The organism is Ignavibacteriales bacterium, assembly GCA_026390595.1.
GTDB lineage: Bacteria > Bacteroidota > Ignavibacteria > UBA10030 > UBA10030 > UBA9647.
Map to the genome: position 1 here is coordinate 1 of JAPLFQ010000009.1, position 20,195 is coordinate 20,195.

At 51.9% G+C, this 20,195-nt stretch carries 12 protein-coding genes; 8 read left to right on the top strand and 4 right to left on the bottom strand.

Annotated elements, in window-relative coordinates; genetic code table 11:
- From NTU47_03700 to NTU47_03735, 8 genes are all read left to right on the top strand, one after another.
- The coding region (locus NTU47_03700) for a hypothetical protein (protein ID MCX6132898.1) at window positions 1–798 on the top strand (798 nt) is incomplete at its 5' end.
- Complete coding sequence (locus NTU47_03705) at window positions 765–1,307, top strand: DUF5597 domain-containing protein (protein MCX6132899.1); 543 nt, start codon at window positions 765–767, stop codon at window positions 1,305–1,307. The genes NTU47_03700 and NTU47_03705, both read left to right, overlap by 34 nt.
- A gap of 170 nt (window positions 1,308–1,477) precedes the next feature.
- The gene (locus NTU47_03710) at window positions 1,478–3,427 is read left to right on the top strand and encodes a T9SS type A sorting domain-containing protein (GenBank protein MCX6132900.1); all 1,950 of its coding nucleotides are present in this window, start codon (window positions 1,478–1,480) and stop codon (window positions 3,425–3,427) included.
- Window positions 3,428–3,588: 161 nt separating this feature from the next.
- A complete protein-coding gene (locus tag NTU47_03715; GenBank protein ID MCX6132901.1) occupies window positions 3,589–6,525 on the top strand; it encodes a CotH kinase family protein in 2,937 nt (978 codons plus the stop codon).
- Window positions 6,526–6,540: 15 nt separating this feature from the next.
- Complete coding sequence (locus tag NTU47_03720) at window positions 6,541–8,877, top strand: family 43 glycosylhydrolase (GenBank protein MCX6132902.1); 2,337 nt, start codon at window positions 6,541–6,543, stop codon at window positions 8,875–8,877.
- A 16-nt stretch (window positions 8,878–8,893) separates the two neighbouring features.
- The gene (locus tag NTU47_03725; protein ID MCX6132903.1) at window positions 8,894–10,606 is read left to right on the top strand and encodes an endo-1,4-beta-xylanase; all 1,713 of its coding nucleotides are present in this window, start codon (window positions 8,894–8,896) and stop codon (window positions 10,604–10,606) included.
- A gap of 82 nt (window positions 10,607–10,688) precedes the next feature.
- Entirely contained in the window at window positions 10,689–11,564 is an 876-nt protein-coding gene (gene purU / locus NTU47_03730; protein MCX6132904.1) for a formyltetrahydrofolate deformylase, read from the top strand.
- A gap of 91 nt (window positions 11,565–11,655) precedes the next feature.
- Window positions 11,656–13,515, top strand: coding sequence for a right-handed parallel beta-helix repeat-containing protein (locus NTU47_03735; protein MCX6132905.1), 1,860 nt, complete (start codon window positions 11,656–11,658; stop codon window positions 13,513–13,515).
- Between the two features lie 133 nt (window positions 13,516–13,648).
- Here the strand turns inward: NTU47_03735 and NTU47_03740 are convergent, their stop codons facing one another.
- The 4 genes from NTU47_03740 to NTU47_03755 form a co-directional block, all read right to left on the bottom strand.
- Complete coding sequence (locus NTU47_03740) at window positions 13,649–15,088, bottom strand: glycoside hydrolase family 140 protein (GenBank protein MCX6132906.1); 1,440 nt, start codon at window positions 15,086–15,088, stop codon at window positions 13,649–13,651.
- Between the two features lie 125 nt (window positions 15,089–15,213).
- The gene (locus NTU47_03745; protein ID MCX6132907.1) at window positions 15,214–16,377 is read right to left on the bottom strand and encodes an exo-alpha-sialidase; all 1,164 of its coding nucleotides are present in this window, start codon (window positions 16,375–16,377) and stop codon (window positions 15,214–15,216) included.
- Window positions 16,378–16,443: 66 nt separating this feature from the next.
- Window positions 16,444–17,571 carry a family 43 glycosylhydrolase gene (locus NTU47_03750; protein MCX6132908.1) on the bottom strand — a complete coding sequence of 376 codons (1,128 nt, stop codon included), beginning with the start codon at window positions 17,569–17,571 and terminating at the stop codon, window positions 16,444–16,446.
- A 30-nt stretch (window positions 17,572–17,601) separates the two neighbouring features.
- Window positions 17,602–20,091: a glycosyl hydrolase 115 family protein gene (locus NTU47_03755; protein MCX6132909.1), complete on the bottom strand. Its 2,490-nt coding sequence runs from the start codon at window positions 20,089–20,091 to the stop codon at window positions 17,602–17,604.
- Window positions 20,092–20,195: the final 104 nt, after the last annotated feature.

Sequence of the window (20,195 nt, forward strand, 5' to 3'; positions counted from 1 at the left end):
GCGAGGAAACACAACATCCGGCTGGTTTTTCTCTGGTTCGGGTCCTGGAAGAACAGCATGTCCTGCTACGCCCCGATTTGGGTCAAAACAGACCAGGCACGTTTTCCGCGTGCCCGGGATGCAAAGGGGCGGGCCCAGGAAATTCTGACTCCATTCAGCAACGAGAATCAGGGTGCGGATACGAGAGCGTTTGCCGGGCTCATGAAGCACATAAGTTCGATCGATGCAGCCTATCGCACTGTTATCATGGTCCAGGTGGAGAATGAAATCGGCATGATCCCGGACGCCCGGGATCATAGCAATGAAGCGGACCAGGCTTTCGCCGCGAACATCCCTGCGGATTTCCTCCAATATCTCCAGACGAACAAGGAGTCTCTGGCCCCCGCACTTCGGAAGGCGTGGGAAGAGAGGGGTTTCAGGACTTCAGGAGCATGGGAAGAAGTATTCGGCAAAGGACTGGGAACAGACGAATTGTTTATGGCGTGGTACTTCGCCAGATACACAAATGCCGTTGCAGAAGCGGGCAAGAAAGAGTATCAGATTCCTATGTATGTTAACGCAGCTCTGATACGCCCCGGCTACAAGCCCGGACAATATCCGAGCGCCGGTCCTCTCCCGCATCTTTTCGACGTCTGGAAAGCTGCCGCCCCGGCGATCGATTTCCTTTCCCCCGACATCTATTTCAAGAATTTTCTCGAGTGGGCCACACTCTATAATCGCCCGGGTAATCCCTCTTCGTGCCGGAAGCCAGCAATGCTCAGAGCATGGCAAATGCGTTTTATGCCATGGGGCAGCTGAACGCGATGGGCTATAGCCCGTTTTCCATCGAATCACTTGAACATCCCGAAAACAACGATGTGTCGCGGGCGTACGATGTTCTGAAACAGCTCACTCCGCTCATCATCGCCGGCCAGGGGAACGGAACGATAGCGGGCGTTTTGCTCGACAGCGCGGCTCAGAAAGCAGAGGTCCCGCTCGGTGACTTTATATTCACCATACGGCATGAATACAGCTGGCCCTACGCTGCGAAGAGCGAGGGGGAGAACCCGCGATTCGGATGCCTGATCGTGATGGTTTCGTCGAATGTGTATTTTGTCGCAGGCAGGGGTGTCGTTGTCACGTTTCAACCCCGATCCAACGACGGCACCATAGCCGGGATCGGCACGATGGAGTCAGGCCGGTTCGTTGACAGGCAGTGGGCCCCGGGCATCCGCATGAACGGAGATCAAACTCATCAGGGGAGACACATGAATCTCCCCGGCAACACGTATAGCATCCAAAAAGTAGTACTCTACAAGTACAAATGAGGCAAGAACCGTTGTCACTCCCGACTTGCCCCCGAATTCTCTCTTCGTGGATGGTTGTTTCGGCCTGCCCGCGTTCATCAACCAAGTGAGCCAGGCGGTAAAAAGGAGACCGTGAGGGTTCGCGGATAGCTTCGTTACAAACGACTACTGATTGATCAGCCGAAGGACATATGAAACACTATAACAAGACTTATGCAGTTTCTCTCGCTCCCACTGGGCTTTTTTTCCTCGCTTTGTCGATCGGATGCTCGCTGAACACTCAAGCGCAGACGTTTTTAGTGCGAGGGAATGTGATCGCGTCAAGATATCCTGTGAAGAATGCTTCGGTTACCTTTGTTAATAGCGCCGACACTACACAGCGATTCTCCGCTCTGACAGACGCCTCGGGCAATTACCAGATTGGCTTACCGACATCTGTAGAATCCAATACAAGTACTTCTCCTGCAAGATTTGAACTTGCTCAGGCCTATCCGAATCCGTTTTCTTCTTCAGCGGCGATACCATACCAGATCAAGAAGGAATCTGATGTTCAGATTACGATCTATGATATTCTAGGGCGAGCGGTGAAAACGTTCAACGTCGGGCAGCAGTCTGTCGGGTTGCACAGTGTGCTGTGGGATGGGCGTAATGATCTCGGTGAGAGAGTCGCAAGCGGAATATATTTCTGCGGGCTTCATGCCGGTGGCGAATCCCGGGTGAGGAAACTCATTTTCAATCGAGGCGGTGGGGGCACGGTTTCTCTTCCGCTGCATCAATCCTCGCAAACAGCCGAAGTGCCTTTGTTTGAGAAGCAAAGTATTCAAGGAGGATCGTATACCATTCGTGTTGAAAACACATTCTCCAGTTCTCCTTTCATTGTTCCCGTCGAATTCAAGAATGTTGTGGTGCAACGCGATACGACAATTGCCTTCTCCGTTAATTATCTGCCGTTGGCAACATTGAATTTTGACAGCGTGCACCAAACCATTAGGGGCTTTGGAGCGGCGAGTCCATGGTATAGGCCCGTGATGGCACTTTCTGAAGTCGAAAGTGCCTTTGGTGCAGGCAGCGGACAGATAGGATATTCGATCCTGAGGATAACGGTCGACGCTGACAGCAATCTTTGGAGCAGATATTTACCTTCTGCAAGGAAGGCACTGGATATGGGCGCTATCGTCATCGCTTCGCCATGGTACGCTCCGGCGAATATGGTGGAACGGGTAAACAACGTGAGCAGGGTTCGATACGATATGTATGCAGCATATGCCGCCCATCTGAATTCCTTCACCAGATTTATGAAAGCCAACGGTATACCTATTTATGGTCTGTCTGTTCAAAATGAACCGGATATTACTGATCAGTGGACCAGCTGGACTCCCACTGAAATGCTCACTTTCATGAAGCAAAACGCAGGTGCTCTTTCAGACACAAAAGTTATGGCACCCGAATCATTTCAATTCAGGCTCAACATGTCCGACCCAATACTGAATGATTCTGCTGCATGCGCGAATACGGATATTGTCTGCGGGCATATTTATGGAGCTGGTTTGACTTCATATCCATTGGCGATCTCAAAAGGAAAAGAAGTATGGATGACCGAGTACCTCATGGGTGAGAATAATTCGGGAAATAATTGGCCTTGGGCTCTCAAGCTTGCACAGAACGTCAACGATGTGATGAAATCTGATATGAGTGCTTATGTGTGGTGGACGATTGTACGGTATTATGGGCCAATTGGTGATGGTGAAAAAGCCGCCAGCCCCCAAGATCCAAATGAAACGTATCCGAAAAAGGGTGAAGTCACTAAAAAAGGTTACGTCATGTCGCAGTTCTCCAAGTTCATTCGACCCGGATACTACAGAGTTGGAAGCAGCATGTACCCTCTTATCATTGGAGCCGGGGTTGACGTCACGGCCTACAAAGACCCTCTCTCTTCCAAAGTCGTTGTCGTTGCGATCAACTCGGGGTCCACTCCGGCACAATGCGCTTTTAGACTGAACAATGGAGCAAGAGTGACTTTCACCCCCTGCACAACATCTGAAACGAAGAACTGTGAACTGGGAAAGGTATTTGACGTAACCAACGGCAGCTTCAAGTTTACCATGGAAGCGTTGAGCATCACAACGTTCGTGTCGAACTAATGAGCGAACAGCGACCGACAAGGACGGTGATGCCGCTGAGAATGGGAATCTCATTGCGGGCAACGAAGCGGCACGTATCATTGGAATGGGGTCTTCACCTGTCAGCTTGAAAAACTAAGTCGAACCACGTTCGTACTGAAATAACCGACGGCACCTGGATTATGAAGAAGTACTACTGGATCGTTCTCGTGTTGTTTTTCCCCTCAATCGTTCTCGGCCAGAGTATTGTTATCAATGAAGTCATGGCCTCCAACCAGAAAACGATCCTTGATGAAAATGGAGATGCCTCGGATTGGATTGAGCTCTACAATCGTGGAACCTCCACGGTAAGCCTCACCGGCTATTTCTTGACTGATGACTCTCTGCAATTGCGCAAATGGGTTTTTGGCAATAGCAGTATTCAGCCGGGTGGATACTTGTTGGTCTACGCATCGGACAAGAATCGCCAGGCGCCAGTCCCACACACGAATTTCAAAATCAGCGCCTCTGGCGAGTCGATTCTCCTTTCCAACCCCAATGGAGTCATTATTGACAGGATCGACATTCCGGTTTCAGTGGCAGATATCTCCTACGGCAGAACATCTGACGGATCGCTCCCCTGGATATTTCAAACCCCGACACCAGGCTCTCAGAACACTGGCAAGAAGATCGGCGGCATGGCGGATCCCATTGTTTTCTCGATGCCCGCGGGGTTCTATACTTCAACCCCTTCTGTGGCACTCACGGCGGGCACCAGCACGATTTTCTACACCCTTGATGGGAGCCGGCCCGATTCAACCAAGACCAGATATAGCGGGCCGATCTCCCTGACGAAGACCACCGTCCTTAGAGCACTCAGCTTGAAGAGTGGCTATGTACCCACTCCCCCCGTCACCCGCACCTACTTCATCAACGAATCGACGACGCTTCCGGTCATTTCACTTACGGCCGATCCCTATGATCTTTTTGATCCCAGCGCAGGAATTTATCCGAACTTCACGATGGATTGGGAGCGCGCTGCACACGTAGAGTTCTTTGAAGACGATAGGAGACTGGGATTCTCGGAAGATTGCGGCATCAACATACATGGGACTCAGAGTGCAAATTGGCCTCAGAAGTCCTTTGCTGTGAAATTCAAGCAGGAATATGGTATCTCAAGGATCGATTATCCCCTCTTTCCAGGTGTTCCTGTTACCCTGTTTGACTCTTTCGTCTTGCGCAACTCCGGTAATGATTTTCAGTACACGCACATCCGCGATGCGCTGATGCAACGGCTCGTGAGAGATCTCAACATCGATTATCTCGAATATCGTCCTGCGACCTCATTTGTCAATGGCCAGTACTGGGGCATCTACAACATCCGCGAAAAAGTCAGTGAGCACTATGTAGCCAACCGGTATGGCGTGGACCCTGACAGCATCGACATGCTGGAAAACAACATGATGGCTCTTCACGGCGATTCTCTGCATTACCGGCGTTTGATCGACTACATTAGTACGCACGACATGTCGACAGCGCAGATCTACGCGTATCTGGATTCCGTCATCGACCTGAATGAGTGCATTTTGTACTTTGCGGCGCAGGCGTACTACGACAACATGGACTGGCCAGGAACGAACATCAAGTTCTGGAGGGAACGTAATCCGAACGGACAATGGAGCAAATGGCGGTGGATTCTCTATGACCTCGATTTTGGATTTGGCCTGTATGCCCACGGCGCATGGGAAGACCATATTGCGTTCATGTTCTCTCTCACTGAGACGCGTTATTCAAATCCACCCTGGGCAACACTGTTACAGCGGAAACTGGTGCAGAATCCGATCATCCGGAATCGATTCATCAACCAGATTGCAGATTTGCTGAATACGAGTTTCAAGAGTGCGCGGGTGGTTGACTCGATCAATGCCGTGGCAAATCATATCGCGAGCGAACTTCCAAAACACAGAGCACGATGGGGGCTCACCGGTGAAAACCTGACAAAGATGATCACTTTCGCGAATGATCGCCCCGCATATCTCCGCACACATGTCCGAAACTACTTTGACTGTGGACTCGATGGTACGATAACAATTCAAGCGACCGGGAACGGCTCTGTTCAACTCAACACTCTCACCTTGCCGTCGACCAAGATGCCGTTCAGCGGTGTCTATTTTCAGGGCAACGCAGTTCATCTGAGAGCCATACCTTCCCCTGGATGCAAATTCGTCGGATGGTCTGGAGACATCAGTTCAAAGAGCGACACACTGTCTTTCACCGTTGGGCGATCAACAACCATCGCTGCAGCTTTTTCTGTCGACAGCGGCGGTTCAAAGGGTGTTGTGATAAACGAGATCAATTATAATTCTTCCGACCAGTTCAATTCAGGAGACTGGATTGAGCTGTATAATACGGGCAGCGAAAGCATCGATATCACCGGCTGGACGTATCAGGACAGCGACCCGGCGCACGCCTTCAGGTTTCCGACCGGGACAATACTTGGTGCCGGTCAATACGTAGTGCTGGTGGAGGACAGCAGTTTGTTCAAAGCACGTTTTCCTGACATCAAGAACTTTGTCGGACAAATGGACTTCGGTCTGAGCGGTTCCGGAGAATTCATGAAGCTTACGAATGCGAAAGGTGAGGGGGTTGATTCGCTTACATATGACGATCAGGCTCCGTGGCCGACAGAACCGGACGGGAATGGCGCAACGTTGGAATTGATTGATCCGGCGAGGGATAATGCCCGCGGGGAGAACTGGAAAGCGTCTGTTGGTCACGGTTCACCGGGAAGAATAAATGGTATTGCAAGCGCTGTCGGTGAAGAAATGAATGAAATAGTTCCGGATTCATATGCATTAATGCAGAATTATCCGAATCCATTCAATCCGTCGACGGCAATCAGCTATCAGCTCTCAGCTGTCAGCTTCGTTACTCTCAGAGTTTATGATCTGCTCGGCAGAGAAGTCGCGACGTTGTTCGAGGGTATTCGCCAGCCAGGAACTTACGAAGCGGTGTTTCATGGTGGCGGGCTTACGAGCGGCATTTACTTATACAGACTCACGGCCAATAATCTCACCGCCGGGCCGGCGGGGTCAGAACACGTTTTTGTAGAGACAAAGAAGCTTATGCTCCTGAAATAGAATGATGAAGGTACCATGAAAAGAAGATCTCTCATCATAATAGGTCTCTACCTCCTGCTGGGACATGTTGGATTCGCACAATCCACATCTTTCAAGACCTATACGAATCCCGTCATTCCAGGCGACCACCCGGATTGTACTGTCACCAAAGTCGGAAATGACTTTTATACAACCGGCTCATCGTTCAATCCGACGCCGGTCATCTATCACTCCACCGACCTGGTGCACTGGGAAGCTATCGCCCAGCCGGTGAGCGCCGCGTGGACGACTTACGGTGACACCCCGTCGGGCGGATGCTGGGGAGGACAGGTGGTTTACCATGGAGGGAAGTATTGGGATTTCTTCTCGCGCTCCAATGTCATGTATTTCGTGACCGCAGACGATATCCGTGGGCCATGGACCATGCCGACGCAAATGAGCATCCCAGCCGGGGTACCCGGACTGGGATATGACAACTCGATCTTCATTGACGACGACGGAAGCTGGTATCTTCTGGTCAAGAACGGACAAGTCAACAACTGGATCGTGCAGTTGGGAAACGACGGCCAGCCGGGCGGCAGGATCTACAACCTGTGCTGGATCAACCCGTCCCCATCCTTTCCGTACAGCTGGGCGGAAGGGCCTGTGATGTGGAAATTCAAAGGGAACTATTATTACAGTTTCGCACGCAACGTTGCGGGGGGACAGAAGGTCTTCAGGAGCGCGACACTGACAAACGACCAGGCATCGTGGATCGTTCTTGGCGATTTCTTTAACGAAGGCGATCCCTTGAAGTCGCAGGCATTGTTTCAGAATCCGAACCACAGCTCTGCGGCTGTGATGCTCGATGACAGCACGAGCTGGGTAATTCACCCCCTCTGGCGCAACGCGAACAACAATGAATGGTATGGCCAGGGCAGGCAAGGATTGCTGAACCAGGTAACCTATGACGCGAATGGAAAGCCGACGGCCGATTATCCGACGAACATCCCTAAGAATGCGCCACGGCTGCCGAGCAGCGGGGTTCCGTGGATGGTGCCCCACACAGATCTCTTCAATTCTGCCAGGCTGAATCCCGAATGGTCCTTTCTGGGGTATACCGCAGCGGGTTCCTATTCTCTCAACACCCGGAGCGGATGGTTGACGCTCTCGCCAAAACGAAAACCGAACACGATCATCAAGAACGACGGCGAGCACAACTACTCGATCATCACCAGGGTGGACTTTGTCGCTCAATCGATCAGTGATCAGGCAGGGATCTGGGTGTTCAACGGATTGCAGACGCTTTATGCCAGGATATACAGCTCCGTCGACAGCGCCGGAAACAAGATTGTTGCGTTCAGCTACAAAACAGACTACTATGAAAAAAGAAATCCCGCGAAAGCCGGAGCGAATACCCTCCTGCTCAAGCTGGTTCGCATCAACCATACTCTGACGGGTTATTGGAGCACGGACTCCTACAATTGGACTCAGATTGGAAACGGGATCAGCGTTGCCGACATGGACAATCTCCAGGCAGACTATAATGCGTGGACAGGCAACCGCCAGGGCCTGTTTGTACAAGGGGTCAATTCAGCCGATTTTGATTACTACATCTACCGCGACGCGTATACACCGATATTGGCGGAGTGTCCTGCGAACCAGGATGGCACAAATCCGTCTGGAAGACCAAATCCTGTGCGGTCGCTGGACAACATTCATGACGGCGACTGGGCACTCTACGCGGGCGTCGAGTTCGGGAATAGTGAATACCTGAGATCGCCCGATTCTCTCACCATCACCGCTTCCTGTGCCTCAACCGGGGGGGTGGTTGAGGTGTGGCTCGACTCGCTCGATTCCGCCGCCAAGATTGCCGAGTGCAATATCACGAACACCGGGAGCACGGATTTCTACAGCACATTTGTCACAAAGGTTCTGATGCCTGTCTCGGGCACCCACGATGTCTATTTGAAGTTCAGGGGAACAGGATCGGATCCCCTCTTTCTGCTGCAATGGATCAGCTTCATTCCAAAATCCGGTGTTGGCACTTTTGTCACCGATGTGCGAACCGGACAGATTCCCGGGCAGTTCGTTCTGGAACAGAACTACCCTAATCCTTTCAATCCAACAACAACGATCAGCTTCCAGCTGCCTGCCCCGAGCGCCCGCCAGACCGCAAGCGGGCTGGGAGTCGGGGGGGCAGCGCTCAGCCGCGTACAATTGAAGGTCTATGATGTGCTCGGCAAGGAGGTTGCGACGCTCGTTGACGAAGAACGGTCTGCCGGTTCGCACACCGTCAATTGGAATGCACAGAATATTCCCTCAGGCGTTTACGTGTATCGCATGAAATCAGGCAATCAAATCATCAGCAAAGCAATGGTCTTGTTGAAATAACGGAAAAAGGAACATAATGAGAAACAGACGATCTGCAAAACTATCAGCACTTCTCCTGTTGTTGACTTTCCTGCCCGCGTTCCGGGGTCAGGCCCAAATACAAACCAATGTCCCCGCATTGAAAGATGTCTACGCCAAGGACTTCACCATTGGATGTCTGCTTTCGTATGCCCATGTTGGATTTCCAACCGACCCGGTAGTCCCCGGTCAATCATCCGTCGTCGACCCCAATGGCGGGTACCTTATAAAGTACCACATGAATTCGATGTCGCCGGGGAACAACATGAAGCCGGTGTATACCGTCAACATGACCGCCAGCGCCGCTGCCTATAGCGCCGCCACAACACAAGCCGCGAAGGATTCGATCGACGTCAATCCGATCATCTCGTTTAACGGCAATATCATTGCCCAGCTCAACTGGGCAAAGCGACAGGGATTCACCTTCCGCGGCCATACCCTGGTCTGGCACAGCCAGACGCCGGGCGTGGCATTCTTCTGCACCGGTTACAATGCGAATAATGCCCGTCTGAGCAAGGAAAGGATGACACAACGGCTGGAGAATTACATCAGGGAGATGATCCGCCAGTTGCACGAAGGCTGGCCCGGGCTGTTGTCAGCGTATGATGTGGTGAACGAAGCCATCAATGACAGCGGAATCGACCGGATGCAGGATAGTGATTGGTACTTGACCTTCGGCGACAACAGCTATATCATCAAGGCGTTCGAATTCGCCCGCAAGTACACAAAGCTCTACAACGAAACCCAGATCAAGCTCTACTACAACGATTACAACACGACCACTGCAGCCAAGGCTGACGGTATTGTGCGGCTGCTGACACCGATCTTCCAGGCCGGCACACTTGACGGGATAGGGATGCAGGAGCACGATGCGAACGGATCGCCGACCGCTGCGGCGTTTATTGCGACCTACAACAAGTTTGCGCCGATTTGTACCGAAATGGCTGTGACTGAGCTCGATGTCACAACCGGCAGCGCAGCACCGACTGCGGGTCAACTCCAGACGCAAGCTAATCAGTACGGACTGCTCTTCAAGTGTTTCGTTGAACGAAGCTACAAATCCGGCAGGGGGAAGATTATCAATGTCTCCAAAGACGGTCTGAACGACACGTACACGTTCAAGACGAATCAGTCGTCGTCTCTCTGGGATGGAAGCAATCAGTGCAAACCGGCGTTTTACCAGGTCGCGAACGTAGGTCTGTACTACAATGCGCTGGATTCCATGATCACGGCAGCGCGCCTGGTTCAGCAAGGCGCCTACACAAACGCATCCTGGTCGGCCTTTCAATCAACACTGACCGCGGCAGTCACCGCACGGGACCAGAACTACACCGTGAACCAGGCCGTCGACGCAGCGCTGAACACAGCAAAGAACAACCTGAGCAGTGCCGTCAGCGGGCTGACAACAATTGTGAGCGGCGCTGGATCGCACGAGAGTGACGTTCCTGCAATGTTCGCACTCTTCCAGAACTATCCAAACCCATTCAACCCAACGACAGCGATCAGCTTTCAGCTATCAGCAACCAGCGTTGTAAAACTCGAGGTAGTTGATGCACTTGGCCGGGTGGTGGCAACGATCGTGGATGGCGAACAATCAGCCGGTTCTCACGTAGTCACATGGAGCGCCCACAACCTGCCCTCGGGCATCTATGTCTGCCGGATCGTGGCTGGACATTTCGCCGCCAGCAGGAAGATGCTGTTGGCGAAATAATCGTGCGCACGACCGTCGTTATCCTGATCATCCGAGTGGTGCGCGACCCTCGATCGTGTTTCAAACAACCATGGAGTCTGTAGTGCCTGACATCATTCAACCCGACGAATCCAGCGGTTCTGCGATCCTGCTCCTCTCCTGCGAAGACCGGACAGGCCTGATATCACGGATGTCCCAATTTGTCTTTGAGCGCGGCGGCAATATTGTGGACCTGGATGAACACGTCGATGGCAGGTATTTCTTTCTGCGCATTGCCTGGGAGATGAACAATTTCTCAGTACCGGCGTCGGAAGTGCAAGAGGCATTCGCTCCGCTGGCAAAGGAGTTCAACGCATCGTGGAAGATCAGTTTCACAGCCCGGAAACAGCGCGTGGCGATCTTCGTGTCGAAGTACGATCATTGCCTCCAGGAGATACTCTGGCGACAGCGCATGGGAGAGTTCGATGTCGAAATAGGTCTTATCATCTCCAATCATGAAGATTTGCGTCCCCTCGCAGACCAGTACGGGATCCCCTATTTCGTTTTTCCGATTACCAGCGCCAGCCGTTCCGAGCAGGAAAAGAAGGAGCTATCGCTGCTCAAAGAACAGGACATCGACACGATCGTTCTGGCGCGGTACATGCAGGTCCTGTCACCGGAATTCGTCGATCTCTATCCGAACCAGATCATTAACATTCATCACTCCTTCCTTCCGGCGTTTGCAGGCCGGGATCCCTACAGACAAGCCTACGATCGCGGTGTTAAGATCATCGGGGCAACGAGCCACTACGTGACGAAGGACCTGGATGAGGGGCCAATCATTGAACAGGATATCATCCGGATTTCTCACAAGGACGGGGTGAGTGATTTGGTCCGAAAAGGGCGGGACCTCGAGCGGATGATACTTGCACGTGCTTTGTTTTTTCACGCGCAGCATCGGATCCTCGTCCACGGCCAGAAGACGATTGTGTTTGCGTAGGAAAAATAAGCCTCACGCAAAGGCGCAAAGTCGCCAAGAAGATCTACTTATCCTCGCTCAGCGCTTTCACTCTTGCTTGAAGGAACAGACGATGAAAACACATGTGCAGATATGTCTTCCCTTGTTTCTCCTCTCTCTGTGCCTATGCACCGCAATAGCGACAGCACAGCCGTCCGGCGGGCCCTACGGTCCGATTCCGCAGACATATCAGTTGCCCGCCATCTCAGGAAAAATCTATTACGTCGCCTCCGATGGGAAAGCAGATCAATCGGGCGAGTCGCTTGCCAGGTCTACATCGTTGGGAGCAGCCATCGAACGGGTACAGACAGGTGACGCGATTGTGATGCGCGGCGGGACGTATCGCACCGGAGACTTGCTGCTGAACCAGGGGATTACGATTCAGCCATATGCTGACGAACAGCCAGTTTTGAAAGGCACTCTGGTTGCGACAGAGTGGAAGAATCTTGGAAATGGACTGTGGAAAACCCCCTGGACCCGTTTGTTTCCTGCCAAACCTGATACATGGTGGTCACGGGACAGGTTTGGGAAGGACACCCCACTGCACATTTTCAACAACGATATGGTGTTTATTGACGGAAGGTTCCTGAAAGCCGTGGGGCGCGAAGGAGAAGTCGATGAAAACTCATACTACATCGACTACGAAGCCGGACAGGCGTATGTCGGAACAGACCCCTCCAATCGCCTGGTGGAGATCACGGCATTCAGTTTCGGGCTCAAGAGAATCATGGGTGAGTGCCACGGCAAGCAATCAGACCACAAAGGGCCTGTCATTCGGGGTATCACCTTCACTCAGTACGCATACTGTGCATTGGAGGTCGAAGCAAAAGAGCCGGAAGGAGTTTCGCCCGAAGCAGAACATGGAAAAGATGTCGTAGGTACGACGCTTGAGCATTGCACGATCACGTTTTGCTCACGCGTCGCAGCATACCTGCGTGGAGATCGATTGACACTCCGGCACTGTAAGGTAAGCGACACCAGCACAGAAGGCATCTATATCATCGGGTCATCCGACGTTCTGCTGGAGAAGAACATCTTCAGCCGCAATAACATCGAGAGGATTACGGGATACTATCCTGCAGCAGTGAAGATCTTCAATCAGAGCTACCGCGTGACGTGTCAGGACAACCTTGTCATCGACCTGCCGTACTCAAATGGTATCTGGTATGATGTCGGAAATGTGGACGGCCGGTTCCTGAACAACTGGATCGAAGGGGTTGGCAACGCGAACAGGACGATGGATGAGAAAAAGCCGTGGCCCAGCGACAACGGGTTCTTTTTTGAAATATCGAAAGGCGCGATCTGCGCCGGGAATGTCTTCGTAAACTGCGACCAGGGAATCTTTGTTTTGAACAGCTCAAACGTGCAGATCTACCAGAACACGATGGTCAATAGCACGGTGTGCATTGCGCGAAACGAGAGGACGGCCGCAAACGATCGGATGTTTGGCTGGCACTCCAGCACGGGTCCAGACGTGGACAAACGGGACGGAAACATCTTTGTGAACAACCTGCTGACCGGGGATATGAAGTACCGGAGGCCTCTCATGTTCGTGTGGCAGCCGGCTGCCCTTTGCCAGCAACTTCCCTCGCCGTTGCTGAAGCAGTTCGATTACAACGTACTCGTTCGTGGTGCCGAGAATACATCTTCTCCGCTTATCCTATGGAGTCCCGCACCTGGCGAACAGTGTCAGGCAGGCTTTGGATCAATTGATGATCTGCGCAAACTCTGCCCGCAGTTTGCAGCTAACAGCCTGGCTTTTGCAGGATATGCTGGTCCACTGTTCAAGAGCGCGATCCTGGGGGACTATCAACTCTTGCCGACAGCCCCCGGTGCGAAGACGGGCATGCAGCTTCCGGCCGAGATCAAGAAGATCCTCGGGCTGGAGAAAAGGACCGGTCAGCATGTAGGAGCGTATCCTCAGCAACCGTGAGCCCGCGAATGCGCTCCCTTCGTGCGTCTTGATGGAGCTGGAAAATGAAAAACGCCCCCGGTTGAATCTCCCGGGGGCGTTTGTTTTGCGGTGGTTGTCCCGCAACAGTGGGTCCAGAGAACATTACCGGTCTTCATAACAAAGGATATTGCTTCGATGCATCGTCGAGAATCAACACCCAATCATTTCCGTTTCGACGTTTTCCGGGTGGGTGAAATCGACGCGTACCGACATTGTCAAATATCCCGATCTTCTGAGATGTTCCTCTCCGCGGATCGTACCAGCAAGCACGTATCTTCTTCCCTGATATCTTCCCCATTGTAATGGTGAGCACCCTCCCGGAGTAGGTGTAGGCAAAGAGGTAGCTTCTGCCTCGTGTTGCCGGGATGAAATCATATCGTAGTGACTGATCGACAACAAGTGTCGAATCGTACACCCGTTCAAAAAAAGGGCGGGACAGCATAAGACGAGCAAGATGTTGCATCTGGAATGAGCCGGGATCATCGATAGCTTCAAACCAATAATTTCTGGCCCCGTAGGCGCGATGCTGATCTCCCGGTTTATGCATTTGCATCACGGCGTTGTCGCCGTACGTGTGACCGCAGGATCCGGCAAAAACCGACCAGTAGGCATACCGGCGACAATCACTGGCAGTCCAATATGGTTGTGTTGTGTCGTGCAATCCTTGTGGAATATTTTCGTAGGAAGGTTCACCATCCAGAGTCGGTTTAGGTGGCTGCATGACATACTCTTCAAGCACGTAGCGCCAGTTGTCTTCACCTTTCCAGTTTCTTACGTCATCCCCTTTTACCTGGTCGTATCGGCGGTGCCCTGATTGGAACATGTTGAAATCGAGCCACGGTTCATTGTGAAACCACTGAGAGGATTGTGTTCGGCCAAACGGATGGAAAGTCACAAGGTGGACCCGATCGTTGGCTCGAATCGTATTTCCGATCATGTTCCAGATTTCCGGCCGAACATCGCCGCGGATATCACCGCCGTTCATCCAGAAGATGTTCGGCTTTGATCCGAAGCGCTTCGTCAGATACCCGACGTATGCGGCAACTTTCTCAACACTTATGTCCGGCCGTTTTGCTACCGACCCCCAGAGAGGAACCAGGGCAAGACGAATGCCATGTTTCGCAGCCTCATCGACGATGAACTCGACATGGTCCCAGAAATCGTACTGTTGTGGATCAGTATGAATATTCCCTTCTGATACTTTTGGACGCGCGATGTCGCTTTCCGTGAAAGCCGAATCTCCGAAGACATTGACAAGTGGAAGCGGTGGGACAATCATGCACTGGATAACATTGAATCCTTTTGCCTCCCTGTTTTCCAGGTATCGGCAGGCTTCTTCACGGGTGAGCTTTTCAAACAACAACCAGCCGGTGTCCCCCAACCAGAAAAACGGCTCACCATCTTCGTATTGCAGGAATCGTTTGTTTTCTGAGATGACAATCTTGAGATGCATCCGCTGCCGGTCGTTGTCCCCCTGTGCATGTGAATGATCAGGAGGACTCACCAGGAGCAGTAAGAGAATCAACGGTAGCATTTGAACATGCTTTGACATAGTGACCCTGTTTCGCCAAAGAATAGCGAAAGCGACAGCGAGATTCCCAACTGCGTCGTGAAAGATCGACTTCGGTGGAAGGGCCCACTTTCGTCTTGAAAGATGGCTTCGGTGGGTCGGCCCACCTACTCATAGAGCAAACTGGTAATCGGGATTCTGGTTACCTCAACATCCTCTTTGTTGGTTGAATAGGAGACATAGAGATAACCGCCCCAGACGACACTTTTGGGATAGCTATAGCCCGCCCTTTTGTATTTTCCTCGATACCGCAGGGGTTGAAGATCTTCTCCTCCACTTCGTATCAAGTACGCTCTATCAAACACAAATCCATCTCTACTCAAGGTTATCGCAAGCGGAATCCGATCCTGGTTTCCGGATGGATTGTTGACCATGAACGCTGTTCCGTCTGGTAAGTTACCTGCGCTCTGCTTGGACCTGGAATCAGGAGTATTGACAATCGTTGGGGTGCTCCAGGTATTACCATTGTCCCGGCTCAGAGAAGCAAGCTTCTTGAAGGAATTGCCCTGATCACGAAAGATCATGACAATGGCGCCATCTTTTCTACGAAACCAACTTGGTTCGATTTCCCTGCTCATATGAGGATTGGTAGCTGGCATGTTCTTCATCTCCCCGGCCTTCCAACCGGACCCACCCAACGGATCGTCCGTAAAATACGGAGTGGCTTTCAGGCCGGGCTGCATGTGGAATGCGGTAATGAGTCTGCCGCCGGGAAGTGCATGAACGTCTTGCTCAATAATCCCAAGAACGGGTTGTCCATTCGTGTTTCGTACGGGCTGCGGCCGCTCCCAATGGATACCATCAATTGATGTGACAAATTCTATGTATCCTTCTTTTGCGCCCTCGTTCTTGTGCGGCCAGACATTGAGGTAAGCGACAAGCACCTTGCCATCACTCCACCATCCGCCGCTGGTCTTAATACCATTCTGCCCCTTTTCAGTCAAAGCAATTGGCCTGGACCAATCCCTCCCATTGCTGCTCCTGCTGTAGTAGACCTGCGTGTCTTCTGCGTCCTCGCCGACCGCAGAGCTCTGCCATTGTGCATAGAGCATCCCGTTGAACGGGAACAGCACCACACCGTTGTTGTACTTCTTGTCCTGTTCTCCTGGGGCAAAGATGGTAACAGTCTCCAACCCTTTGGTAAACGAGAGTCCCATCGTTTTCGGCTGTGTGCCGTCGAAGAGAGGGTTCACCTTGAAAAGAACGTCAGTCTCCTGGCTGTACAATCGTACGACGAGAAAGATCAGAGGGATGAATCTCTTGGCGTGCATGAAATCTCGGCTGGGAAGGTATCCTGAGTGGTGATCGTTACAATTCCAATATCAGATTGGCGCGCTTCAATTCTCGATCGTTTGTTCCGTCCACGTCGGACCATCGATGAAGAACAACCCGTCCTTGTAGTGCAACGGCTCAATTCCAAGCTGCGGAGTTTTTTCCCACGCGTGAAGATCCGGACAGTAAGGATACGGGCGCTTCTCGTACATGAGATAGTGGCAGGAAGACCACAACATGCCGTCCGGTCCTTCGAAAAGTGCATTATGTCCCGTCTCGCAGTAGGGATCTTGTGTATCCTGGAATTTCAAATCCGCATATCCACCGCTCACGGCGAGTTCAGGACGATATCCCTTCTTCCGCGTGCCAAAGATCGGCTCGCGTGAGGCAAGCACCCATGGGCCAAGCGGTGACGATGATTTCAGAAGGCCAACTTCGTAACCGCGAGTCCAGGTTGAAAAGAACATGAAATATTGGCCACCCCTCTTAATGACGAAGGGACCTTCAATGCCTCCGACCATCCAATCAGGGTAGCCGGGTTCTCTCTTGTCGAGGAATTTCTGAATGGATCCAACGAGCTTTCCTGTGGACAAGTCAATCGACGCCTGAAAAAGCCCTTTGCCGCTGCAATAGAGATATGTCTGACCGTCGTCGTCCTCGAACAACGTTGCATCGTTGTTGTAGTGAGGAGTAAGCGGGCCATTCACCAACCGATAGGGACCGATTACCTGATCGGAAACAAACAGCCAGATGCTGTGAGTGTTCATCCCTTTTGGGTCTTCGGCGGTGACCTTTCCGCTGTTTACGGTAAGCCAGAATTGGTTCTTGATGAAATGGATCTCAGGTGCCCAAAACCTGCCGTTATAGGGGCAATCAGCCGGAAGTTTGCTGGCCTCTATGAGCCATGAATGATGGCGCCAATGAATCAGATCGTCAGATACCAGCAAACGAACGCCGGGATTTGGTCCGGTCCAGACAGGTTGAGATGTTCCCGTGCAATACCACTGTTTACCGACCTTGATGATGCAATGATCCCGCATTGAGATGGATGTGTCCCTCGTAATAGGATTCGTATAGCGGAATGCATGGTTCGCCTCACGCGTCGTCGAGGTTCCATTGCCTGTGTGTTGCTGAGCGAGACAGGATGGTAAGAGAGCGATGAGAATCAAGAACAAGGGTACTTTGCGATTCATGATGTTGTTCCGACGAGTATGTACAGATTATCATTGCCGATGATACGGGCTCTCGGACATTTTGAGCCGCGTTTGTTCATAGCCGCCATCGTCCACAATTACTTTGTAGATCACAACACCTGGATCGAGGGGCCTGATTCTCAACACGTGGGCGCCATCTGCGTTGTGTGGTAGTTCCAGTGTTGTTGCCGTCTCAATGATGCGCGCTGCTCCAGCCGGATACATCCTGGTGTAATTGTTTTTCCAGGTTAATTGGTCGTTGATGCTCCACACTTTTTCAGATCCACCGTCAAATGCGGCAGCCACACTGTGTCCCCCCTTCTTGAACGGAAGCGTACTGTCGAAAAACATCCTCAGTTTCACGCTATCGGACTTCGTAGGAAGAACCATCCTGTAGGTCACTGATGCCCCATCGGTCTTCTCAGTATAAGGCATCAGGGTAAGACCGGAGAGAGTTCTTCCAAGATCTGGGATGACCGTCCATGCCGTCTTGTCCGTTGCTTTGCTTTCAAAGAAATGTTCAGCCTCCATCACAACGACTCCGTTCTTTTCGCTGAATACATATCCCCCCTGTTTTGCTTCATCAGGCATGACGCGGATTACCTTAGGCATGATGTTTCCTTCACGCGGTTCATCCCATGATATATAGCCGATATGGGTTTGATCCATCATATGGTTCCATTTGCCGCCGGCGATATTCAGATTGTAATTCTTCGAAAGCTCCGCGTCGCGTTCGAAGCAGTGCTCGACCCGGTCGGCCCAATAATTCGCTCGTAGATCTTTCTCAGCTGCCAGTTTGGAATTCATGGCAGCGGCATAATACATGTCGTACAGGTTCGCCATTGCTTGTACTGGATGGAGGATCAATTCCCTGTAGGCATCTTTCTGTTCGGTGCGCGTCGTAAGACATTGCCTCAACGCCCTGGCCTCAAGAGCCATATATGCATCTTTTACCTGAAGAAACTCTCCACTTTCAAGATTGTAGGTTGTTGGATTCATCATCTCGGCGGAAATACGGCTATTGAATTTACAGGACATGGTTAGGATCTCAGCCGCTTCTGTGGATGCGTCCGCTCCAAACTGTTCCTCGCAGAATTTCCTGGAATAGGTGTACAGGTTGTTTTGGTTGAACGACGCCGGATTCCAGGCCATATCCAGGAAGAAGGTCATGGGATATTCCATGGGCTTCAGGTCGCCAACATTCAACATCCAGACCTTGTCAACGCCATAGCTGTACGTCAGCTGGAGTTGCTCCCACATGTGTGGAATCTGAGTCATGTTCAGCCACTGGTAAGCCCTTGGCGCTCCATGCAGATCCACGTGATAATAGATGCCGTAACCACCCGGATGCTTTGGCGCACCCAACTCGGGGAGTCGACGCACATCGCCCCAATTGTCATCGCACAGCAGGATGATCACATCATCGGGGACCTTCATTCCCTGGTCATAATACTCAAGCACTTCGCTATAGAGGGCCCAAATCTGCGGAGTCTTGGAGGCGGGTTTGTTAGTGACGTCTTTGACGATCTTGCGCTGGTCGGCCATAATACCTTCCAGTACTTTGAAATTTTCCCGTGCACTCCCCGCATCAGGCATGGGCAGGTCTCCATCCCCACGCATCCCCATGGTGAGAATGCTTTCGTAATTCTTGTTTCGCTCAAGACCTTGTCTCCAGAATTCCTTCACCCCCTGTTTGTTCGTTACATAGTTCCATTCGCCGTTGCCAAATTCCTTCTTGCGACGCGCCCATTCAACCTGTGAACGCAACATGGGTTCATGATGGGATGTACCCATGACGATGCCATACTCGTCGGCAACGCGAGGATTTGCCGGATCATCTTCATTGAAGGCGCTCGACCACATCGCAGGCCACAAATAATTCGCCCGCAGACGCAACAAGAGTTCAAACATATGGGCGTACATTCGGCTGTTTCGCCCGCCGTATTTCTCTTCTGTCCATCGAGTGAAGCAAGGAGCTTCATCATTGATGAAAATGCCGCGGTACTTCACCTTAGGTTCGCCCGAAGCGTAACGACCCGACGCGAGATAAGCAGACGAGCGCTTCCTGGCCGGAACATCCGCCCACCAGTACCAAGGTGAAACACCTAACTGTCTCGATAGTTCGTAAATCCCATAGATGGTGCCCCGTCTGTCGCTGCCTGCAATGACAAGATATTGTTGCACTCCAGGCGCCGGGTTTTTCACCGTGCTGATGACAAAACTCTCCCATTTGCCCTTCAGGTCCCTGACATCAATTTTGCCGGACGATATCAGCTTGTCTATCAGCTTGCTCTTCCCGAGTGTCCCAATGACTATTTCGTACGCTGCGGACGATCCGGAGGTCGCAAGATCAGGTTTGACACCGGTAACACTGTCGATGTCAGATCGCAGGTCACCAATTGCTCGTATTACGCCTTTGTGGTCGCTTGTATCATAACGGATGGACGCGGCTGCACGATCTCTGGAGACTATGGGAAAATCAACGTCTGCCCCGGGCTTGTCAAGGATGATGGTTGACATCAAGCCCGTCGTCTGCTGTGCTCTCGCAGGCATACAAAGGATGATTTGGAGCAAGAGAGAGAAACCGACAGTTCTGCACATGGCAACTGGCAGGGAAGGCATTG